Genomic DNA, 19,046 nt, shown 5'->3' with positions numbered 1-19,046 from the left:
GGAACCGCAATGCTTCTATTTGTACTCTCTGCACCCTCAACTCGAACGCCCTGCCCGTTCAGGCAATCAGCGCAGCTTGCATTCGTTCGCCAGCTGCTGGCCGAGCTTGGAGTTGAGCAACATCGACTTGGCCGGGATCTGTATCCATACCAGGCCGCTGGCCTTGTCTTCCAGGCGCACCGCGCCGGTGGTGGTGCTGACGGTAGTCATCGAATAGCTGCGGCCTTTCCAGTTCAGCTTAACGCTGCCATCGGCGGCGGCGCTGGCGAGATCAACCCGGTTTCCCAGTTCGCAGTAGAAATTGCCGGTCAGCAGATTCGCTGCCGGCGCCGGCTCCAGCTTGAGCAGATTCGGCAAAGTCGGTTCCGGCTTAGTGTCGGCCAGCGGCACACTGGAGCCGCAGGCGGCCAGCAAGGCGGTGAGCGTCAAGGCGGAGGCGATACGGAAATTCAGGTAGTTACGAGCGATCATGTGGTCCCTGCCCTCAGGCAATTAGTAAGCATAGGCAACATCGCAGAAACGGCGACGCAGCCACCTGTTGGCTCGCTCACATGCCTGCATTGTCGTTCTGACCACAGGCAGCATTTGCGCTTGCCAATCGGGACAAATTTTAAAGCTTCTGGAGCCACATGATTCGTGGACGGACGAATAATCTTGTTATCGATGTGATGCTCGATGATAGGCCTACCAGCCGGAAGTGCATGCGATCTCGCCACCGCGGCGCAATACATGGAAATCAGCTGCGCTGCCTTGTGGCCCAATTGGAGTAGAAGCCGCTATCTCATTTCAGCGTTTCCGGTTTCCCGCCTGCGAATTTCCTTAACTCTGCGCATCTCCGCACTCTTTAACATGGGGCGGCATCTACACGCTTGCTCAAGACTTGCGATTGATAGCGATCTATATCACAATTGACAAAGATGGGACATACCCATGCCCTATCTGCCGAACTACAAGAAACCCTTTTCCGCCTTTGTGAAGAAACAGCACAAGCCTTTCCAGGCGGTGATTGAAGATGAGGCGCTAAAGGTGTGCGCCAGGCCGGATATCGGCGAAGCCAAGACCGGCGACTTGACGGGAATTTATGCTCATAAATTCAAACATAAGACACAGGAATATCTTATGGCTTATCACGTTCCAGCTGAAAAAACGGGGAACAAGGCCGAACACCGGTCCCCTGATTTTCTATTCATCGATTTTTACAAGCTAGGCACCCACGAAAACTTCTACGATGATCTCAAAGCTGATTTAAGAGCGAACGGATGGTACAAATGACACTGACAGCTGAAACACTTTTCATCAGCTTGCAGCAAATGCCCTCACATGAACGGGAAAAATTCTTCTCGCTGATTGCCAGACGAGCTTTCTCCAGCGGAGACAATCTCAGCCATGCCGAACTGTTCGGGCATTTGCAAGGGAGCGAATTCACAGCGGATGAAGCGGCGGAATATCTGGGTGTGTCGATCGCGACATTCGCCGCTACTGCAAGCAAGGAAAAATTAACGCCTCGTCTATCGTCGGCACATCGCACCTTTATCCTCTTGCAGCGCTGCGGGAGCTGAAACGCGCACTGCGTATAGTGAAATAAATATAGTGAAATAAAATCACTGCACGCAGGTGCGCGTCCCTATCCTCAATCGTCCTTGGCGCCGGCGATCCCCAGCTCCTGGATCTTGCGCGTGATGGTATTGCGGCCTATGCCGAGGCGCACCGCGGCATCGTTCTTGCGGCCATGCGTATGGCGCAAGGCGATCTTGATCAGGGCCGATTCGAACTGCCGGCCCAGCACATCCATCACATCCGCATCGCCATTGCTGAGCATGCTTGCGGCTTCCGCTTCCAGCAAGGCGATCCAGCTCTGCTTCTCGCCGGCGCCGGGCGCCGCAACCACGGATGACGCCTGCTCGGCATATTGTGCAACGGCGCTGCCGGCAGTCGAGACCGATAGATGCGGATCAAACGCTACCGGCCGGTTAGCCGGGCTTTCCAGCTGCGTGCCGTGCTCGCGGCCGCTCACCAGATCCTGCGGCAAGTCCTTGATCTCCACCGTCTGGCCGGGCGCCATGACGGTGATCCAGTTGCACAGGTTTTCCAGCTGGCGTACATTGCCCGGCAATTCCAGGCCGCTCATGAAACGCATGGCATTGTCAGAGACGCGCTTGCTTTCCACGCCCAGCTGCTTGGCGCTCTGGCTGAGGAAGTAGCGGGTCAGGATAGGGATGTCTTCGCGCCGCTCGCGCAAGCTCGGCAGGCGCAGGCGGATCACGTTCAGGCGATGGTACAAGTCTTCGCGGAACAAGCCTTCGCGCACCCGGGTTTCCAGGTTCTGGTGGGTGGCGGCGATGACGCGGACATTGGCTTTCAGCGACTGATGGCCGCCCACGCGGTAGAAATGGCCGTCGGACAGCACCCGCAGCAAGCGCGTCTGCAGATCGAAAGGCATGTCGCCGATTTCATCGAGGAACAAGGTGCCGCCTTCGGCCTGTTCAAAGCGTCCGCGGCGCGACGCCTGGGCGCCTGTGAAGGCGCCGCGCTCGTGGCCGAACAGTTCCGACTCCAGCAAGTCTTTCGGAATCGCCGCGGTGTTGAGGGCGATGAACGGCTGCGCCGCGCGCGGGCTATGCTTGTGCAGCGCACGCGCCACCAGTTCCTTGCCGGTGCCTGATTCGCCGGTGATCAGCACCGTCACATTCGATTGCGACAAGCGGCCGATAGCGCGGAACACGTCTTGCATGGCCGGCGCCTGGCCGAGGATTTCCGGCGTTTCGGCCGAAGCCTGCTCGACATTCGCCTCGCGCAGGCTCTCCTCAAGCGCGCGGCGTATCAGCTCGACGGCCTTGTCGACGTCGAACGGCTTGGCCAGGTATTCAAAGGCGCCGCCCTGGAATGCCGCCACGGCGGAATCGAGATCGGAAAATGCGGTGATGATGATGACCGGCACGCCGGGAAACTTGGCTTTGACGGTTTGCAGCAGCTCCAGGCCGGAGGCGCCCGGCATGCGGATATCGGACACCAGCACTTGCGGCGTATTGGTTTGCAGCGCTTCAATGGCGTCGCGCGCATTGGAAAAACTCTTGGTGGTCAGATTCTCGCGGGCCAGCGCTTTTTCCAGCACCCATCGTATCGATTCGTCGTCGTCAACAATCCAGATTGGTTTCATGATTTTTTCTCTATATGCCACGCTAAACACTTACCGGATATCAGCCGCTCGTTCTCGCCATGATGGCGACAGGAGCAGGCTTCAAGGCAGTGGTATAAGAATTCTGAAATCCGTGCATCCCGGCCGACTTTCGCATTCGATGACGCCCATGTGTTGCTGCACAAAAGTCTGCGCCAGCGTCAAGCCCAAGCCGCTGCCGCCATCGCGTCCCGATACCAGCGGATAGAAAATGCGTTCCTGGATCTCGGCCGGAATGCCGGGTCCATTGTCGATGATATGCAAGTCTAGTGCCAGCCGGTAACGCACCTTGGCCAGCGTCACCTGGCGCACTACCCGGCTCTGGAAAACCAGCTCGGCGTCGCCGGCCTTGATGCGTTCGCTCAAGGCTTGCGCGGCGTTGTGGGCGATATTCAGGATGGCTTGTATCAGCTGTTCCTTGTCGCCGCGGAACTCCGGGATCGACAGGTCGTAATCGCGCTTGATGGCAAGCCCGCTGGGGAACTCGGCGACGATCAGGCTGCGCACCCGTTCGCACACTTCATGGATGTCGACATCGCCGACGATCTGCGCCAGCCGGTGCGGCGCCAGCAGGCGGTCCACCAAGGTCTGCAGGCGGTCCGCTTCCTTGATGATGACCTGGGTGTACTCGCGCAGCTCCTTGACGTGACGCTCCGGCAACTCCAGCTCCAGCAGCTGCGCCGCGCCGCGGATGCCGCCCAGCGGATTCTTGATTTCATGCGCCAGGTTGCGCACCAGCTCCTTGTTGACCTGGCTCTGGTCGATCAGGCGCTCTTCGCGCTCCAGCTTGAGCTGCTGCACGTTCTCGCGCAGCTCGATCAGTACCGGCATCTCGGGATTGTCGAGCGCGGTGACGATGGTGTCGACCCACAGCGGTTCGCGTCCCACGCGCTCCAGGATCAGGTCCTGGCGCGAATCATCGAACTGGTGCTCCAGCGCCTGCTGGAAAATCGCCAGCAGCTGCTCGGGATTCAGGAACAGGTCGGACAAGGTTTGCTGCTTCAGCAAGCGGCAGGAACTCTCCAGCATGTTTTCCGCGGCAGCGTTGGCAAACACCAGGCGCGCCTGCGGATCCAGCACCAGCACGGCCGAAGCCAGCAGATCCAGGCTGGCCAGCACGTTCCGTTCGGCGGTTTTTATTGGCATCCGGGCATCCTCATGAAAAGACCTGGTTCCGACTGGCGCCGCCTGCAATCGACGAGATCGCGGGCAGCAAAGCACGATGCGCCACTGCCATGGGAAGTATCTTGGTGATTGAAATGGTGCATTTTCCGAGCATAACAAGCTTTGTAAGCGATGTCGGTCTGTAATATGCCGGATTGCCACAATGTGGTGCATTCCAGCCCTGCTCTATCTTAAGCCGGATAGGCAAAAATAAAGGCCGCGATTGCGGCCTTATGCATTAAGCAAGGTTGATACCATGCGTTGGAACTACTTGAGATTCGTCAATTCCCGGTTGAGCGCGTCGATGTTTTTCTCGCTGCGCGAGATGTCTTCCTTCATCGAAGCCACGCGCTCCTGGTACTTGGCGTAGTTCTTCTCGTTGCCCTGGCGCTCAGGTGTGCCGTCGTTATAGTCTTTCTTGAGATCCGCCAGGCGCTGTTGCTCATTCCTCAACTCATCCTGCAAGATCTGCCGGCGATCGTTGTCGCGCGCCTTTTGCGTGCCGTTGTCCACTTTCGGGAAATCGCTCGGGGTCGAGGCCGCCGGCTTGCTGGCGGCGCCTTCGCGCGGCGCCTTATTGCCGCTGCTGCCGGATGAAGTCACCGTCAGCGGCGGCAGGCTGACGCGCTTGCAGCCCTTGGTGTCGCCGGTATTCTTGTATTCCTTGACGCCGTTCTGGTCTACGCACAGAAACACTTCGCTTTGGGCATGAGCGACATTGCCAAGCATGCTGACGGCGGCCAGCAGCAAAAATCCCGGGGAAAAACGCAACATGAGACGCTTCATAGATATTCTTCGCAATTCAATGGAGCCGCTAGTTTATGTCAAGAAACTTCCAATGACAAACCATCCTACATATTATTACTTATAGCGGACAGACGGAAAAAAACCAGCGCATGAAAAACAAAAGGACAGGAAAGCCCCTGTCCTTTTTATCTTGCCGGCCGGCCCTGCAATGCGCAAGGCAGGCCATCAGCATTTACGTATCGACTTACACCGAATAGTACATGTCGAATTCGATCGGGTGCGTCGTCATGCGGAAGCGTTGAACTTCTTGCATCTTCAAGTCCAGGTAAGCATCGATCATGCTGTCGCTGAATACGCCGCCGCGGGTCAGGAACTCGCGATCCTTGTCCAGCGCTTCCAGTGCTTCTTCCAGCGAAGCGCAAACGGTAGGGATCAGTTTGTCTTCTTCCGGCGGCAGATGGTACAGGTCCTTCGATGCTGCTTCGCCTGGATGGATCTTGTTCTGCACGCCGTCCAGACCTGCCATCAGCAAGGCTGCGAAGCACAGGTACGGGTTAGCCAGCGGGTCCGGGAAACGGGTTTCGATGCGGCGGCCCTTTGGATTGGCCACGTGCGGGATACGGATCGAAGCCGAACGGTTACGTGCCGAGTAAGCCAGCTTGACCGGTGCTTCGTAGCCTGGAACCAGACGCTTGTACGAGTTGGTGCCTGGGTTGGTGATCGCGTTCAGCGCCTTGGCGTGCTTGATGATGCCGCCGATGTAGAACAGCGCGAATTCGGACAGGCCGGCATAGCCGTCGCCGGCGAACAGGTTCTTGCCGTCTTTCCAGACCGATTGGTGCACGTGCATGCCGGAACCGTTGTCGCCAACGATAGGCTTAGGCATGAAAGTCGCTGTCTTGCCGTAGGTATGGGCCACATTCCAGACGACGTATTTCAGGTTCTGAGTCCAGTCGGCGCGCTCGACCAGGGTCGAGAACTTGGTGCCGATTTCGTTCTGGCCGGCGCCGGCCACTTCGTGGTGATGCACTTCAACCGGGATGCCCAGCGATTCCAGGATCAGGCACATTTCCGAACGCATGTCCTGGAAGCTGTCGACTGGCGGCACTGGGAAATAACCGCCCTTGACGGTTGGACGGTGGCCGGTGTTGCCGCCTTCGAGCTTGGCGCCGGTGCTCCACGATGCTTCTTCGGAACCGATCTTGACGAAGCAGCCCGACATGTCTGCGCCCCAGCGGACGTCGTCGAAAATGAAGAATTCTGGTTCTGGACCGAAGTAGGCGGTGTCGCCCAGGCCGGACGATTTCAGGTAGGCTTCGGCGCGCTTGGCGATCGAACGCGGGTCGCGGTCGTAACCCTTGCCGTCGGATGGCTCGATGACGTCACATTGCATGAACAATGTGGTTTCTTCCATGAACGGATCGATGTTCGCAGTATTCGGATCCGGCATCAGCAACATGTCGGAAGCTTCAATACCCTTCCAGCCAGCAATAGAAGAACCGTCGAATGCATGACCCGATTCGAATTTGTCGATATCGAAATGAGAGACCGGGACAGTTACGTGCTGTTCCTTGCCTTTGGTGTCAGCGAAGCGAAAATCAACGAATTTGACTTCGTTGTCTTTTGCCATTTTCAAGACTTCTGCGGCCGTCATTGCCATGTGAATCTCCTAAGGAATATGAAAATATTGCGAATTGAATTGTGCGCACCGGTCCAGGATCTGTTGCGCGCAAACTCAGCGTCGCAGTAACATCATGAACAGGTAGTGAGAAACTATGACCGGACAGCAACTCGGTACGACCAGAACTCAGGCAGGATGATAGCAGAATCCATGCCACCATCCTTTCACGAAACGGCCCATAGTCGGTATTGTAATTTGCTTGTTCGGAAGGCTGAATTCATCGTTTTTGGGGCCGCTTGGCCGTATCGTTACGATAAAGACAAGTCACCATATCAGTGCAAGGCCTCGCAATGGCACTATTTTCGTGCAAACATTGCAGCGAATTGTTGTTTTGCGCGATTTTGGTGCAATCGGTAGAAATTAAAAGCAAAAATTAAATCGCATACTTGATAAACCCGCAATTTCAGGAGAAACATCATGGCCACCAGCAGCGAACTCCTCACCACCGCCAGGCAGCGCGGCCAGAATGACCAGCTCCCCTATGCCGGCGCGATGACGCCAGGCGAGGCTTTCGCCTTGCTGGAAGCGGAACCGGCCGCGATCCTGGTGGACGTGCGCACCAATGCCGAGCGCGACTGGGTCGGCCGCGTCGCGATCCAGAACGCGCAGCATGCAGCAGTGCAATGGTCGCAGTATCCGGGCGGCGTGCAAAATCCGGACTTCCTGGCGCAGCTGGCGCAGATCGCCGAAAAAGGCACGCCGCTGCTGTTCCTGTGCCGCTCCGGCGTGCGTTCGCAGCATGCGGCCAAGCTGGCGACCGAACATGGCTACAGCAACTGCTTCAATATCCTGGAAGGCTTCGAGGGCGACAAGGACAATAACGGCCATCGCAAGAACGTCAACGGCTGGTGCAAGGCCGGCCTGCCCTGGATGGGCGCTTAAGCTCTCAGGCCGGCAGCGTCTGCCGGCCTACTTTTTTTGCAAGGCCAGGATCCGGTTCTCGTATTTCTGATCTTCAAACTCGTGCCAGGTGATGCCGATGTCGGCGAAGCCGTAGGCCTTGTAGAAACCCAGGGCCCGGGCATTGCCGGCCCACGCCGTCAGCCACAGCCGCGCGCCGGCGTTCCGTATAGCGTGATCCAGCAGCGCGCGGCCGATGCCGCGGCCGTGAAAGTGTTCCTGCACATAAAGCGTATCGATCTCGACACCACCGTAATTTTCAGCCGCGCAGGGCGAGTCCAGATCGAGCAGGATGTAGCCCAGCAGATTTTCTTCATCGACGTCGACGAACAGACGGTAATCGGGATCGCCGATAAGGTCCTGGAAATAGGCGGGCGTAAACGTGGACAGCACTTCGCGCGCAAGGTCATCGCTGACGCCTTCCGTGGCGTAGGTGTGCAGCCAGACCTGTATCGACAAGGCGGTCAGGCTCATGCAATCGGCAGCTGTTGCATCGCGAATCAAATCATCTCCTCATTGGGTGTTGTGCAGCGCTGGCCGGCGTTGCGGCGATTCCTGCAAACTATCAAGCAGCACGGATCACAAAGAAGCGATCGCTACCCGCGCCGCCGCCAGGTCCCAGGCAGCCTGGCCTACCGTTTTATACACCGGCAGCTGCGCTTGCTGGACGAAGCCGTGCGCCAGCACGTCAGGCAACTCGCGCACCTTGCTCCAGTCGATCTGCGCCTGTATCAGATCGCCGGCTTCATGCCTGGCGCCGGCCAGGCAGTCGACCACTATGGTGCGGCTATGCAGAAGCTCGGCCGGGAATTCCACCATGTCCGGCTTGAATGCGCCGACGCCTATCGCCAGCGTATCGGCCGCGATATGCGGCGGGATTACCGCCGTGCGCGAGGTGGTCAGGGCAATCACCAGGTCAGTATGCGGCAGCTCGCTGGCCAGTGCCGCAGCGGCCAGCGGAGCGATCTTGATGTGCGGATGACGCCGCTGCAGAAGATCGCAAAAAGCCTGGGTCTTGGCCAGGTCGCGGGCCGATACCCAGAATTCGCTGACGCCGAAATAATCGACCAGGCCGTCGGCATGGGCGATGGCCTGGACGCCGGTGCCGATCAACAGCGCGGACTGCGGCTTGCGCGGCAGCAGCGCTTCGATGCCAAGCAGGCTGACCGCCGCCGTGCGGCGCGCGGTGACGGTAGGTCCATGCAGCAGCGCCAGGCGGCGGCCGCTGGCGGCGTCGAACACCACCACCTCGCCCTGGATCGCCGGCAAGTGATGCTGGGCATTGTTGGCGTGCACCGTGATCAGCTTGGTCATGCCGATGTCGGCGGCAACCGCAGGCATGCACAGCAGCACGCTGGCCTTGTCGATTTCCACCACCATGCGTTCAGGCGCATTGATCCTGCCTTCGCGCAGCTGCTGCGCAACCTTGACCAGCGCCGGCACCAGTTCAGCATAAGGCAGTGCGGCGGCGGTCTGTTCAGCGTCGAGAATTTGCATTGGCCTGTCGTCCATCCTTAAACGAGATCAGCGCAAGAAGAAACCTTGCGGAAACGGATCGCTGTCTTCCAGCACCCATTGGTTGAAGCCCATGATATGCGCATTGCCGGTAACTTCGGTAATGGCGGCGTCGAAGCCGCCCACCTTGGCGGTCTCGGTCACGCGCACGCGGAAGCAGCTGCCGACAATGCTCTCATTCACCAACGTCTGGTTCAGCGCCAGTTTCTGGCGCAGGAATAATTGCGCGGCGCGGCCGGAAGTACCGGTGCCGGTCGGCGAGCGGTCCACTTCGCGGTCGGCAAAGATGCAGACGTTGGCCTGGTCCGCCGCCGGATCATTCGGCGCGCCGTCGATGATGGTGCCGTACAGGGTATCCAGGCCCGGCTCCAGCGGATGCTGGATTTTGATCTTGTCCTTGACCGCCTGCTTGGTTTCCGCGCCCAGCTGTATCAGCTGGCGCACCTGCTCGGGCTTGATCCGGACGCCGGCCTGGTCGCCGTTCATGTAGTAGTAGAAAGCGCCGCCGAACACGATGTCGCCGCTGACCTTGCCGAAGCTCGGCGTCTCGACTTCGACATCGCGCTGATAGATGAAGGCCGGCACGTTGCGGAAGGTGACGGCGCCGGCGCGCTGGCCGTCCCACTCGACCTGGGCTTCGATGAAGCCGGCCGGCGTGTCGAAGCCGATGCGCGTCAGCGGCACCGTGCGCTCGACATGATTCAGTTCGACCAGCACCTTGCCCAGCGCGATGATGCCGTGGCCGCACATGTCGCTATAACCTTCGTTGTGGATGAAGATCACGCCGAAATCCGCAGCCTCGGTCACCGGCGGCAGCAGGTAGGCGCCATACATGTCGGCGTGGCCGCGCGGCTCGTTCATCAGGAACTGGCGCAGCTCATCGTGCTGCGCCTTGAGCCAACTGCGGCGTTCCAGGATGGTCTTGCCGGGCACCGGCGGCAAGCCGGAAATCACAATGCGCAGCGGTTCGCCGCCGGTATGCGCATCGACCGTATGGATGGTGCGTGTGTAACTTAGCATGGGAATTTTTTGGAGAAACGGGAAAGAACTGCATGGCCGGCGACATGATGCGCCCGCCTCAGAAAAAAGGCCGGCTACGCTTGGCGCAGCCGGCCCCGGTGGTGCTTAGTAGCTGGTCAGCGCTTCCGGTGCGCCAGCCTTGAAGCGGTACACCGTCACAGGCGACTGCTTGAGGTCGTGGTTGGCGTCGAACTCATACGCGCCGGCAACACCCTTGTAGTGAATCTTTTCCAGCGCCGCGGCGTATTGCTTAGGCTCGACCGAGTTGGCGTCTTTCATCGCCTGGGCGATCAGCATCATGCCGTCGTAGAACGAGGCTGCATAGGTTTCTGCAGGACGGTTGTAACGCTTCTGGTAATCCGCCGCGAAAGTCTTGCCGGAAGCCAGCTTGTCCAACAAGGCGCCGCCCTGGGTGCAGTACACCTGGTCGGTAATCGCATCGCCGCCCAGACGGCCCATTTCCGGAGCGCAGATGCCATCGCCGCCCAGGAACTTGACGTCTACGCCCAGCTGTTTCATCTGGCGCATCATAGGACCGCCCTGTGGCGAGTAGCCGCCGAAGAAAACCGCATCCGGCTTCTTGGCCTTGATGGAGGTCAGGATAGCGGTGAAGTCAGTCGCCTTGTCGTTGGTGAAATCGTTGCCCAGCACCTTGATGCCGTTCGCCTTGGCGACCTTCGAGAACTCTTCCGCCAGGCCCTGGCCGTAGGCAGTGCGGTCGTCGATGATCGAGACTGTCTTGACCTTCAGCTCCTTGGCCGCATACAGCGCCATCTTGCCGCCCAGCTGGCTGTCGCTGGCAGCCACGCGGAACACCGAGTGGAAGCCTTGCAGAGTCACTTTCGGATTGGAGGCCACGGTGCCCATGACGATGCCGGCATCGTTATACACGCGCGAAGCAGGAATCGCCACGCCGGAATTATAGGGACCGACGACTGCCTTGACGCCCATGTCGACCAGCTTTTGCGCCACGGCGACGCCGGCACGCGGATCCGCCTGGTCGTCTTCCATCTGCGCTTCAAACTTGATTTTCTTGCCGCCGATAACCATGCCCTGGCTATTCAGCTTGTCGATCGCCATGGCCAGACCGCCTTGGTTGTCGCGGCCAGCCGATGCCTGAGGGCCGGTCAGCGGGCTGCTAAAGCCGATCTTTACTACCTGTGTCTCCTGCGCCATCGCGAGCGCTGGGAATGCTGCCAACATCACCATCATCAATTTGGTCCGTGCGTACATGGCTTTTCCTTTCGTCTGTCTTTAATATAATGTTTTTTTAATAACGGCACCCATCGTTAGGCGTGGGAGTCCGGGGACGGCTCTTGCAGATCGAATCCTAGCAGGGACGCCGCCACATTAAATTCTTTTATGCGACGGCTTCTCCGTAGATTCGATGGAAAAAAGATGCGATCTATCCTGGATTTTAGTTGCTATCCAAGGTGTTGGGAAATAAATCGGGCAGATGCGCTGAATGAAATTCAGTGGCAGTCGGGGACGTTCTGGTCCAGGTAGACTTCGAAGGCGACGTCGTTGATCCATTTTTTTTGCTGCACCGGCCAGTAGTTGCTGCGGCCCCACTCCAGATTGCGCTGTTGCAGATAGGCGGCCAGCTGGCTATCCGCCGGCCTTAGAACAAAGGTCAGCCGCGCCGGATTGCCCTTGAGCGGCAGGCTGGCTGAAAATTTCTTCCACTCGGGCAGCGCCAGCATGCCGTCGAGAAGCGTATCGTCATGCACGGCGGCGTCGCAGGCGCCGGTCCTGAGCGCCAGCAAGGCGTCGGCCGGCGCCGGGTATATTTTCTCTATCGCGGAATAATTGGCCGCCATCGTGCCGGCAAAGACGCTGCCTTGCGCCAGACAGATGCTGCGCCCCTTGAGTTGCGCCGGGCGCTTGATGTCGGTATCGCTGCGCATGATCAGTTTGGGTCCGGCCTGATAGGCGGTCGGCAGCAGGCTGGCGCTGGCGCGCAAAGCAGCGGCCTCGGCATCCGGCAGGCTCAGCAGCAGCAGGTCGACCTGCCCTTGCGCCAGCGCCTGGCGGCGGTTTTGCACCGTCACGGCGACCGTCTTCAGGCGCACGCCGAGCCGCTGCGCCAGGTCTGCCGCCACGGTCTGGTCAAAACTTCCCTGGGTACGGTACTTGGCGCCGGCAACGTAGGACGGCGCGACGTGGTCGACCCCGACCAGCAACGTGCCGCGCTGCCGGATCTGCTGCAAGCTCGCCGCGCCCGCGGTTGCTTGCAAGGCGCAAGCCAGCAACAGGAAGAGCGCGGCGCGCGGACAGAAGCCTTTCATGGTAGTCAGCCAGGCGCCATCAGACGTACTGATAGCGCAACACGCGATGCTTCAGGTTTTCCAGGATGAACTGGTCGATCAGCGCCGCCAGGATCGCAATCGCCAGGATGTTGGTCATGACGCCGACCATGTCGGCTGTCTCGCCGGCATAAGCCAGGGTGCGGCCCAGGCCCTTGCCGAAACCAATCAGCATCTCGGCCGAAATCAGCGCGCGCCAGGCATTGCCGAACGCCAGCTGGGCGCCGGTGATCAGCTCCGGCATGACCGCCGGCAGGTACACGCGCTTGAGCATGTCCCAGCGCGTCGCCCCCATCACTCGCGCCGCCGAGACATGCACTTGCTGCACGCTTTCGGTAGCGTTCATGACGCTCAGCGCCGCCGGGAAAAAAGCCGCCAGCGCCACCACCACCATGATCGGCAGGTTGCCGAAACCCATCAATATCAGGAACAGCGGCACCCAGGCAATCGAGGGAATCGACTGCAGGATGATGATGGCCGACTTCAGCACTTCGCGGAAGAAGAACAGCACCGCGCCGACCAGGCCGAAGCCGATGCCGAACAGCATCGCCGCCGCATAGCCGCCGCCGAGGCGGGTCAGGCTGCCCCACAAGGCGGTGCGGAACTCGGGCGTCTGCGCCTCTTGCCACAAGCGCCCCAGCACCGGCAGCACGCCCGGCATCAGGAAATCCGGCAAGGACCAGGCAGCGATCTGCCACAGCAGGAAGATGAACACGATGGCCAGCAGCATGGCGAGCTTTTTGCGGTAACCGAGCAGCCGGCTTTGAGTACTCATAGATGAACCAGGACAATACGTCGTTGTTGAAAGAGATGCTTAGCTGCGGCACAGCTTACAGCTTGCGGTCTTTTTGCCAGCCGAGGTCGATGATCGCGTTGACGTTGAACGGCTTGCCGTCGCGCGTTTTCAGCGAACCCTGCTGTTGCAGGATGTCCGCCAGTTCCTGCATGCGCGCCAGTTCCTTGGCCGTCAGCACGGCACTGAAGGTCTGGCTCTTGATGGCGTCGCTGATCACCGTCTCGCGTGGCAGGTCGCCCTGCTTCAGGGTTTTCAGGGTGGGGTCGGCGATGAAATAGCCGGCGATCAGTTTCGACGCCGCGGCCGGATCTTTCTGCAGCAGGTTGATCGCCTCGCGCTGCGCGTCCAGCGATTTCCAGACGGCCTCGCGCCGCTTCGCCAGCGTCTCGCCGGAAGTGATCACCACCATGCAAGGGAAAGGCCAGACTTCGCCGACTTCATAAATCTGCTTCACCGGCGCCACCAGTTTCGCAATGCTGGCCTGCGGTTCGAACAGGAAAGCGGCGTCGACGCGCTTGCCGACCAGCGACTGCACCGCCACCTGCGGGCTGACGCCGAGGATGTTGACGTCATCGGCTTTCAGGCCGGCGTTCTTCAGCGTCACGCCTTTCAGCACGGTGTCGGCGGTGCTGCCTTCCGCCTGCGACGCCAGAGTATGTCCCTTGAGTCCGGCGACATCCTTGATGCCGCTGTCCTCGCGCACCACCAGCGCGTGATAGCCGTGCTGGGCGCCCGCCACCACTTTCAAATCGGCGCCCTTGGAAGCCCAGGCCGCGGCATTGGTAAAGCCGAGCACGCCGCTATCCAGCTGGCCGCCGACAATGGCCTTGATCAGATCGGTGCCGGATTTGAATTCGATCAGTTCGACATCCAGGCCATGTTTCTTGTAGAAGCCGCCTTCAAACGCAGCGATCGCCTGCGCATCGTCCATCACGCGCAGGTAGCCGATCTTGAATTTTTCGGCGGCCGAGGCGTGGCCTGCCAGCGCCAGCAGCAACAAGAATAGTTTGAATCCGGAATTGACGAATTTTATGAATCTCATGCGGCGATATCCTCAAGTTTTTTGGCAAATGCGTCCTGCTCCGCGTGAATCCCGAGCAGGCACAGAATCTCGCGCCGGGTGGCGGCAAATTCGGACAGGTCGTGGGTCTTTTCATGCCGGTTCAGCGTGAATTCGCGCAGCACCGTGGCCGGGCGCGGGCTGAACACCAGGATGCGGTCGGCCAGGAACAAGGCTTCGTCGACATCGTGCGTGACCAGCAGCACGGTCGGCCGCTCCTCCCGGATCAGCTGGCGCAGGGAATCCTGCAAGGTCATGCGGGTCAAGGCATCGAGCGCGCCGAACGGCTCGTCCAGCAACAGCACTTTCGGCTTACTGATGAAAGCGCGCGCCAGCGCCGCCCGCTGCCGCATGCCGCCGGACACCTGGTGCGGATAGTAGGCCTCGAAACCCTGCAGGCTGACCTTGGCGAGCCAGTCGCGCGCCTGCTGGCGGGCGCTGGCCTTGCCTATTTTTTGCAGCTCGAGCGCCAGCGCGACGTTGGCTTCCAGCGTCAGCCACGGATACAAGGCATTTTCCTGGAACATCAGCATGCGTTCGGGGTGCGGGCCCTTGATGCTGACGCCATCGGCCAGCACCGCGCCGCTGCTGGGAGCGCCGAGACCGGCCGCCAGATGCAGCAGCGTCGATTTGCCGCAGCCGGAAGGTCCGACCAGCGCGACCAGTTCGCCCTCGCCGATTTCGCGGCTGAAATCGGCTATCACCGGCAAGCCGGAGAACTGCTTGTTGACGTGCTTGAAAGATAATTGCATGGGGAAGTTGCAGCGCCGCTTAGTCGGCAAGCGCATATAAAGTGGATTTTTTATTTACTTTTCACTTTATCGGTCAACTTTCCGGCTTACAACAACTTATAACTTCTATGCTTATGCAAAAAACAGATATAAAACCTTCGCATGGCAGCAGACTTTAGCCGCCAGGCTTGGCTTGCTGTTCCGCTGCCAGCGCCGGCAAAGCCGCTGCAACGTCAGGAAAGCGCAGGCGCACCCCGAGCTCCAGCTTGATGCGCCGGTTTTGCAGACGGCGCGATTCCGACATGAATGACAGCAGCATCGGCGACACCACCTGCGCCAGTTCGGTGCGCGGCAGCCGCGCCGGCGGCGGCAGGCCGAAAGCTTCGGCTACCAGATCGAAATACTCCGCCATCTTGAGCCGGGAATCGTCGCTGGCGTGGTAGACCCGCAACGGCGCTGCCTTGAACAGCGCGGCGGCAATAATCCGCGCCAGGTCGTCGGCGTGGATATGGTTGGTATACACGTCGTCTTCAGCGATCAGGGCTGGAGTTGCCTTGTGCAAGCGTTCCAGCGGCAGGCGGTTGGCCGCGTAAATGCCGGGCACGCGCAGGATCGCCAGCCGGCCATTGCGGCGCCGGGCCCAGGCGCGCAGCACCTGTTCCGCGTCGACACGGCGCTTGGCGCGGCCGTTGTGCGGCGCCAACACCCGGGTTTCATCGATCAGCGCGCCGCCGCAATCGCCGTAGACGCCGGTGGTGCTGATATAAACAAGAGTGGCGCGCTCGGGTAAAATGGCGGCCAGATTGCGGGTGCGCCGGTCTTTTTCGCCGGCAGACTGCGGCGGCGCCAGATGCACGACTACCTGCGCCAGGCGCGCCAGGCGCCCTAATGTTGACGGTTGATCAAGATCCGCCACCAGCGGAATCGCCCCCGCGGCGCGCAGCTCGGCACAGCGGGCCGGCTGGCTGGTGACCGCGAAGACACGGAACCGGTGTTGCAGCAGCTGCAGCAAACGCAGCCCGACATCGCCGCAGCCGAGAATCAGCAGGCGCGGCTTGCCAAGCTTATCGCTATGGTGGGGTTTTATATTTATATTTTTCATTACAGGATTGTATGAGTTTTCAGATAACGGTTCAGCCTAGCGGCCGACAATTTACTTGCGACGACGGCGAAACCATCCTCAACGCGGCGATACGCGCCGGTGTCGGCCTGCCTTACGGCTGCAAGAACGGCGCCTGCAGCTCCTGCAAGGGCAAGCTGCTGGACGGCGAAATCAGCCATGGCGCGCACCAGGAAAAAGCCCTGCCGGTGAAGGAAGAACAGCTGGGCTTCGCCCTGTTCTGCTGCGCCACGCCGCATTCCGACGTCACCATCGAGGCGCGCGAAGTCGCCGGCATCGGTGAATTCCCGGTGCGTAAAATGCCGACCCGGGTAGCCAAGATCGACAAGGTAGCCGACGACGTGGTCGTGCTATCCCTGCAACTGCCGGCCAATGAGCGCCTGCAGTACCTGGCCGGCCAATATATCGAATTCATCCTGCGCGACGGCAAGCGCCGCAGCTACAGCATGGCCAACGCACCTTACAAGGATGAGCACCTGACGCTGCATATCCGCCACATGCCGGGCGGCCTGTTTACCGACCAGGTATTCAGCACCCTGAAAGAGCGCGACATCCTGCGCATGGAAGGCCCGCTCGGCACTTTCTTCCTGCGCGAAGATTCGGACAAGCCGATGGTGCTGCTGGCTTCCGGCACCGGCTTCGCGCCGATCAAGGCGCTGGTCGAGCAATGCGCCCATACCGGCTCGCAACGGCCGATCACTTTGTACTGGGGCGGCCGCCGTCCGCAAGATCTGTACATGATGGCGCTGTGCGAGGAATGGGCGGCGACGCTGCCGAACTTCAAGTTCGTGCCGGTGATTTCGAATGCGCAGCCGGAAGACCAGTGGCAGGGCCGCAGCGGCTTCGTGCACCAGGCCGTGATCGACGATCTGCCGGACCTGTCCGCCTACCAGGTGTATGCCTGCGGCGCACCGGTGGTGGTGGAATCGGCACAGCGCGATTTTGTCGCCCTGTGCAAATTGCCGGCGGAAGAGTTTTATGCGGATGCGTTTACTTCGGAAGCGGATCTGGCCGCTTAGGCAGGCACAGCCGCGCGGCGCACTTAATTGCGCGCCTCGCTCGTCAGGCGCACGTGGCTTTTAAGCGTCACTTCAGGCATGACGATCGCTTGCTGCGGCTCGGGCCGCCCGGCGCTTGCCGGCAACGCTTCCGCGCCGGCATGATCGACCGGCTTCGCTCCGCTTGCCGCCATCACGCGTGAAGGCGAGTGCGGCACCGGCCGCCGTCGTGCTGCTCCTGCTCCAGGATCTGCCTTTGTCTTATCGTGTGCCCGCAATGCAGCGGCGACAGCAGGCTTGTCCTGGGCGAGCGCCTGCTCCACCGCCGCGAGCTGAGCGCGGTCATTTTCCTCTGCCGACGCCGGCATATTGCTGCTCTTCTCACCAACCGCCAGTATTTTCATGGATTTTTCAGGCATGGCGGCAGCAATTCTGGTTGACGTCCACACCCGTCCTCCCTGCAATGCCAGCGCCCCCGCCACCAGTATCGTCAACAGTATCAGCGGCAAGCGCCGTCCGGGGCGCGTTTGCGGCCGCACAAAATCCAGCGCCGGGCTGGCGTCCGCAGTCCGCAGCTTCAAGGAACGATCGCTCATCGCAACTCCTTTCTCCGCCGCGAAGCCGGCGGCCGCGGCCTGAAGTAAATCACGCTAAAGCTGGAACAGTTGAGGGGATGGCGCGATATCTGCTTGCCCCATGCGCCATAGCGTCCGGATTGCTCCGCCATGAGATTGTCGGCCGTCCAGTACCCCCACTTGTAATCCCTGGCGCCGGCTTGGTCGGCAGCCGGCGCGTCGGCAACGGCTGGTCCGGCCAGCGCCAGGCCGTGCGCGAAGCCATGCAGGCGTTCAAGGCCGCGGCTGCCTGTCAGCCAGGGATGCGCAGGCCCCAGCCAGCGCACAGGATGCTTCTGCTCTTGCGGATGGCCGGAAGCGCTCAAGAACGGCGTCACCGCCAGCAGGGGAACCGTACTCTCGGTTGCGGCAGTGGCTTTGCTTAGCCTTGCACCGGCGGCGACGCTAGCAGCCAACTCAGCATCCGGCGCAACCGCCATGCCGCACACGCCCTGCCACGCTCCCTGCTTTCTGAACAGACATTCGAGAGCCTCCGGCTGCGGCAGGCTCAGGACACAATCGTCTTCCAGCAAGTTCCAGTGCCGCTGCACGGCGGCGGTCAGCAACGAGGTGCAGGAAACCAGGCGCAATTTGTGCAGCCTGGCCAGCGTCTGCACCCCTTCTATCAGCGCGGCATCGGCTGCCGCCGCCAGCCGAGGCTGGCCGAACGGCGCCGGATCGACGACTACCTGGCGCTGCGGATTGGCATGGCCATCCTGTGCATCAAACACTGCATTGGCATATCTTTGCCAGTCCGCTGAACTGGTCAGCCCGTCCTGCCACGGCAGCACCGCGTGCTTCACATAGGGATAGCCCAGCAGCACGGTCAGCTTGTCGGCCCTTTTCAAACGGCCGCGCGGCGTGCGCTCGAACAGATCGGCGACAGCAAACAAAGGATTGGAACGGGCAGCCAGCTCTCGCTTCGGCTCGCCGCTCCAGAGATTGCGGCCCTGGGCCAGGGCCGAGCGGACTATCCAGGCAAACTGCATCCCTTGCAGCAGCATCAGGTGGTGCATCGCCAGCGGCCGCGACGACTTCAATGTTTTATCAGGCGGAAATGTCACATCACACCTCCTCGCGAATGGTCAGAGCGGCGGCGTTGCACCATCACTTCCGGCAGCGAGCGGCGCCATGATCAAAGTCATAATAATGCAAGATATCAGATTTTATTGCCTTTAAGAACTATTTTGACAATCCGGCCATCCAACGTGGGCGGGCG

20 protein-coding genes and 1 pseudogene are annotated in these 19,046 nt (G+C 60.4%); 4 read left to right on the top strand and 17 right to left on the bottom strand.

From position 1 onward, the window contains the following. Positions 1–66: 66 nt before the first annotated feature. Positions 67–471 carry a hypothetical protein gene (locus AC07V8_RS09025; protein WP_494678138.1) on the bottom strand — a complete coding sequence of 135 codons (405 nt, stop codon included), beginning with the start codon at positions 469–471 and terminating at the stop codon, positions 67–69. 113 nt (positions 472–584) lie between these two features. After that, a pseudogene (locus tag AC07V8_RS09020) lies at positions 585–708 on the bottom strand (2-methylcitrate synthase); the annotation flags it as partial. Positions 709–930: 222 nt separating this feature from the next. Between AC07V8_RS09020 and AC07V8_RS09015 the strand changes: the two are divergent. Then, positions 931–1,272: a type II toxin-antitoxin system RelE/ParE family toxin gene (locus tag AC07V8_RS09015; RefSeq protein ID WP_494678139.1), complete on the top strand. Its 342-nt coding sequence runs from the start codon at positions 931–933 to the stop codon at positions 1,270–1,272. Beyond that, positions 1,269–1,559: a helix-turn-helix domain-containing protein gene (locus AC07V8_RS09010; protein ID WP_494678140.1), complete on the top strand. Its 291-nt coding sequence runs from the start codon at positions 1,269–1,271 to the stop codon at positions 1,557–1,559. Before AC07V8_RS09015 ends, AC07V8_RS09010 begins: the two co-directional genes overlap by 4 nt. Before the next feature lie 71 nt (positions 1,560–1,630). Here AC07V8_RS09010 and ntrC read toward each other — a convergent pair whose 3' ends face one another. From ntrC to glnA, 4 genes are all read right to left on the bottom strand, one after another. Beyond that, entirely contained in the window at positions 1,631–3,157 is a 1,527-nt protein-coding gene (gene ntrC, locus AC07V8_RS09005; RefSeq protein WP_494678141.1) for a nitrogen regulation protein NR(I), read from the bottom strand. 81 nt (positions 3,158–3,238) lie between these two features. Beyond that, on the bottom strand, positions 3,239–4,321 hold the full coding sequence (gene glnL, locus AC07V8_RS09000; protein ID WP_494678142.1) for a nitrogen regulation protein NR(II): 1,083 nt from the start codon (positions 4,319–4,321) through the stop codon (positions 3,239–3,241). A gap of 285 nt (positions 4,322–4,606) precedes the next feature. Next, a complete protein-coding gene (locus tag AC07V8_RS08995) occupies positions 4,607–5,113 on the bottom strand; it encodes a DUF4124 domain-containing protein (protein WP_494678143.1) in 507 nt (168 codons plus the stop codon). Positions 5,114–5,330: 217 nt separating this feature from the next. Beyond that, entirely contained in the window at positions 5,331–6,746 is a 1,416-nt protein-coding gene (gene glnA / locus AC07V8_RS08990) for a type I glutamate--ammonia ligase (protein WP_211443405.1), read from the bottom strand. A 438-nt stretch (positions 6,747–7,184) separates the two neighbouring features. Between glnA and AC07V8_RS08985 the strand changes: the two genes are divergently transcribed. Continuing rightward, positions 7,185–7,649 carry a rhodanese-like domain-containing protein gene (locus AC07V8_RS08985; RefSeq protein WP_494678144.1) on the top strand — a complete coding sequence of 155 codons (465 nt, stop codon included), beginning with the start codon at positions 7,185–7,187 and terminating at the stop codon, positions 7,647–7,649. Between the two features lie 27 nt (positions 7,650–7,676). Here the strand turns inward: AC07V8_RS08985 and AC07V8_RS08980 are convergent, their stop codons facing one another. From AC07V8_RS08980 to AC07V8_RS08940, 9 genes are all read right to left on the bottom strand, one after another. Further along, a complete protein-coding gene (locus AC07V8_RS08980; RefSeq protein WP_494678145.1) occupies positions 7,677–8,171 on the bottom strand; it encodes a GNAT family N-acetyltransferase in 495 nt (164 codons plus the stop codon). Positions 8,172–8,246: 75 nt separating this feature from the next. Beyond that, the gene (locus AC07V8_RS08975; RefSeq protein ID WP_494678146.1) at positions 8,247–9,164 is read right to left on the bottom strand and encodes a delta(1)-pyrroline-2-carboxylate reductase family protein; all 918 of its coding nucleotides are present in this window, start codon (positions 9,162–9,164) and stop codon (positions 8,247–8,249) included. Between the two features lie 27 nt (positions 9,165–9,191). After that, positions 9,192–10,202 carry a trans-3-hydroxy-L-proline dehydratase gene (gene lhpH, locus AC07V8_RS08970; RefSeq protein WP_494678147.1) on the bottom strand — a complete coding sequence of 337 codons (1,011 nt, stop codon included), beginning with the start codon at positions 10,200–10,202 and terminating at the stop codon, positions 9,192–9,194. Positions 10,203–10,307: 105 nt separating this feature from the next. Then, complete coding sequence (locus tag AC07V8_RS08965) at positions 10,308–11,435, bottom strand: branched-chain amino acid ABC transporter substrate-binding protein (RefSeq protein ID WP_494678148.1); 1,128 nt, start codon at positions 11,433–11,435, stop codon at positions 10,308–10,310. Positions 11,436–11,674: 239 nt separating this feature from the next. Then, a complete protein-coding gene (locus AC07V8_RS08960; RefSeq protein WP_494678149.1) occupies positions 11,675–12,490 on the bottom strand; it encodes a transporter substrate-binding domain-containing protein in 816 nt (271 codons plus the stop codon). 19 nt (positions 12,491–12,509) lie between these two features. Beyond that, the gene (locus tag AC07V8_RS08955; RefSeq protein ID WP_211443413.1) at positions 12,510–13,283 is read right to left on the bottom strand and encodes an ABC transporter permease; all 774 of its coding nucleotides are present in this window, start codon (positions 13,281–13,283) and stop codon (positions 12,510–12,512) included. A 55-nt stretch (positions 13,284–13,338) separates the two neighbouring features. Beyond that, a complete protein-coding gene (locus AC07V8_RS08950) occupies positions 13,339–14,346 on the bottom strand; it encodes an ABC transporter substrate-binding protein (RefSeq protein ID WP_494678150.1) in 1,008 nt (335 codons plus the stop codon). Continuing rightward, the gene (locus AC07V8_RS08945; RefSeq protein WP_494678151.1) at positions 14,343–15,116 is read right to left on the bottom strand and encodes an ABC transporter ATP-binding protein; all 774 of its coding nucleotides are present in this window, start codon (positions 15,114–15,116) and stop codon (positions 14,343–14,345) included. The genes AC07V8_RS08950 and AC07V8_RS08945 overlap by 4 nt, the downstream gene beginning before the upstream one ends. Positions 15,117–15,270: 154 nt before the next feature. After that, positions 15,271–16,197 (bottom strand): SDR family oxidoreductase, encoded by a 927-nt coding sequence (locus AC07V8_RS08940; RefSeq protein WP_494678152.1) that lies wholly within the window; start codon positions 16,195–16,197, stop codon positions 15,271–15,273. Positions 16,198–16,208: 11 nt separating this feature from the next. Between AC07V8_RS08940 and AC07V8_RS08935 the strand changes: the two genes are divergently transcribed. Continuing rightward, on the top strand, positions 16,209–17,234 hold the full coding sequence (locus AC07V8_RS08935; protein WP_494678153.1) for a CDP-6-deoxy-delta-3,4-glucoseen reductase: 1,026 nt from the start codon (positions 16,209–16,211) through the stop codon (positions 17,232–17,234). A gap of 23 nt (positions 17,235–17,257) precedes the next feature. Here the strand turns inward: AC07V8_RS08935 and AC07V8_RS08930 are convergent, their stop codons facing one another. Then, positions 17,258–17,809, bottom strand: a complete 552-nt coding sequence (locus tag AC07V8_RS08930; RefSeq protein ID WP_494678154.1) for a hypothetical protein — start codon at positions 17,807–17,809, stop codon at positions 17,258–17,260. Continuing rightward, a complete protein-coding gene (locus tag AC07V8_RS08925) occupies positions 17,806–18,891 on the bottom strand; it encodes a hypothetical protein (RefSeq protein ID WP_494678155.1) in 1,086 nt (361 codons plus the stop codon). The genes AC07V8_RS08930 and AC07V8_RS08925 overlap by 4 nt, the downstream gene beginning before the upstream one ends. Positions 18,892–19,046 lie beyond the last annotated feature (155 nt).

This window comes from Collimonas sp. GW821-FHT02H07 (genome assembly GCF_059421505.1).
This window is presented reverse-complemented; position numbering and strand designations above follow the sequence as displayed.